Origin of the sequence: Rhodococcus sp. EPR-147, assembly GCF_001647185.1 — a bacterium.
In the GTDB taxonomy this organism is placed as follows: Bacteria; Actinomycetota; Actinomycetes; order Mycobacteriales; family Mycobacteriaceae; genus Rhodococcoides.
Window position 1 is genome coordinate 1 of the sequence record NZ_LVCU01000030.1, and the last position, 2,273, is coordinate 2,273.

Consider the following 2,273-nt stretch of genomic DNA (forward strand, 5'->3'; position numbering starts at 1 on the left):
GATACGGCGCTCGATCTCGACGCCGAGCTGGTGGGCAACTCCGGTGAATCGAACGTGGCCGAACTCGTCGATTCCGCCGTCGAGAAGCTGCATCGAGCCCTCGATCGGCTTGGCCCCCTCGGCGACGACACAGATGAAGTGCGAGTCTCCGCGCTGAAAACGCTTGCGCACCAACGTGCACACCTCTTCGACGTCGAACGGCTGCTCGGGAATGAGCGTCATGTGCGAACCGGACGCCAGGCCGGCGTGCAGAGCGATCCACCCGGCGTGGCGACCCATCACCTCGACGAGCATCACGCGCTGATGGGATTCTGCGGTGCTGTGCAGTCGGTCGATCGCATCGGTGGCGATGGTCAGAGCCGTGTCGAAGCCGAATGTGACGTCGGTGCAATCGATGTCGTTGTCGATCGTCTTGGGCACGCCGACCACCGGCACACCCTCTTCCGACAACCACGCGGCAGCGGTGAGTGTTCCTTCGCCGCCGATCGGGATCAACACGTCGATGCCGTTGTCCTCGAGAGTCTGCTTGACCCGATCGAGTCCGGCGCGCAACACATCCGGATTGGTGCGGGCGGTGCCGAGCATCGTGCCGCCCTTGGTGAGCAACCGGTCGTTGCGGTCGTCGTTCCGCAGTTGCACTCGACGGTCTTCGAGAAGACCTCGCCATCCGTCCTGGAAACCGACGACGGTGGAGCCGTACCGGGCGTCCGCGGTGCGTACGACTGCGCGGATCACCGCATTGAGCCCTGGGCAATCGCCGCCTCCGGTCAGAACTCCGATGCGCATCGATTTTCGCCTCTCTGCTCGCAGGTCCGTGAAGCGGACCCGGTGACGGACGTCAGCCTAATCGGGCGTGGGATGCTGCGCGCGTCGGTACCGTTCGGTGCTCACTTCGTCGAGGCGAGGCCGTGCGTCAGTCGAGCAGACCCACACGCTCGCCGAGCCAGTCCATCTCCTGTTCCAGCGCCGGGGCCCAGACCTGCATCGAATGCCCGCCGGGCAGCTCGCTGTAGTGCACGTCGAGACCCGCGGACTCTGCGGCCCTGTATGTTCGCTCGGTCTGCGGCCGGAACTCTTCGTCGTCGGCTCCCACGACGAAGGCACCGGCCGAATCGGGAAAGCTGGTGCGCGAGAGTATGTTCAGCGGCGTCATGCGCTCGAACCGCGCCTCGTTCGCCGGGGTGTCCGTGCCGTATGCCGCTGCAACGGACTCGCTTCTCGTGCCCCGACGTTGCTCGTCCTCACCCGAGATGTCGAGAAAGGTGGGGTACACCGACGGTGCTGTCACCGCCAGCTGCAGCGCGCACGTTCCCCCGTAGGAATACCCGCCGACCGCCCAGGCCCTCGGATCCGAGGACACCCGAAAATTCGACCGAATCCAGTGCGGCACATCGACCGACAAGTACGTCGCGGCATTTCCGAGATTCGAATCCATGCACATCGGATTCGCCTCGGTGTCACCCAGACCGTCGGCCACCACGACGATCGGAGCCGCACCGCCGTGCCGCGCCGCGAAGGCGTCCATCGTCTGCGCCAGACGACCACCCTCGATCCAGTCGACGACGTGGCCGGGTTGGCCGGTGAGCAGCACCAGCACCGGTAGATCGCTCGCTCCGGCGTCGTACGACGCCGGAACGTAGACGGTGGCGGGCCGCGCGGCGAAGTGCGACACAGTGCCGGGCACGTCCACATCGACCAACCTTCCGGTGCCCTCGGTCACGGCCGGACGGTGGCCCAGCGCCACGGCCACCGTCGGGTATCGAGTGACGGTCAGATTGGTGAGCACCGTCGCCGCCAACAGAAGCGACGCCACGAGACCGAGAGCGCTCAGCGGGCCGAACACCGCTCCCAGTGCGCGGCCTCGCCGGACCCGCAGGACGACAGCGACGGCCAGGACCGACGTCACGACAACGGCCGCCGTCGACGCGAGCACGGGCACTGCACCGGAGAGCAAGGGCAGATGAGCCAGATCGGCAGCCCACCGATGCAGCACCTCGAACTACCTCAGATCGCCGCGAGCGGCCTCGTATGCGGCACCGACGCGGTAGAGCCGCTCGTCCGCGAACGCCGGAGCCATGATCTGCAGACCCACGGGTAGTCCGTCCTCGGTGGCAAGACCCGACGGAACCGACATCGCGCAGTGACCGGCAAGGTTGGTCGGCAGCGTGCAGAGGTCGTTGAGGTACATCGCCATCGGGTCGCCGACCTTGTCCCCCAACGGGAATGCCGTCGTCGGGGTCGTCGGCGACACCAGCACGTCGACCTTCTCGTAT

At 66.5% G+C, this 2,273-nt stretch carries 3 protein-coding genes; all 3 read right to left on the reverse strand.

All coding sequences use genetic code 11. The annotated features are described in order from the left end of the window. Positions 1-786, reverse strand: a 786-nt coding sequence (locus tag A2J02_RS01050; protein ID WP_068045623.1) for an ATP-dependent 6-phosphofructokinase, incomplete at its 3' end; no start/stop codon positions are given. Positions 787-913: 127 nt separating this feature from the next. Further along, positions 914-1,993 (reverse strand): alpha/beta hydrolase, encoded by a 1,080-nt coding sequence (locus A2J02_RS01055; protein ID WP_068045627.1) that lies wholly within the window; start codon positions 1,991-1,993, stop codon positions 914-916. A gap of 6 nt (positions 1,994-1,999) precedes the next feature. Continuing rightward, a partial coding sequence (locus A2J02_RS01060; RefSeq protein ID WP_269454977.1) for an amidase family protein occupies positions 2,000-2,273 on the reverse strand: 274 nt, incomplete at its 5' end.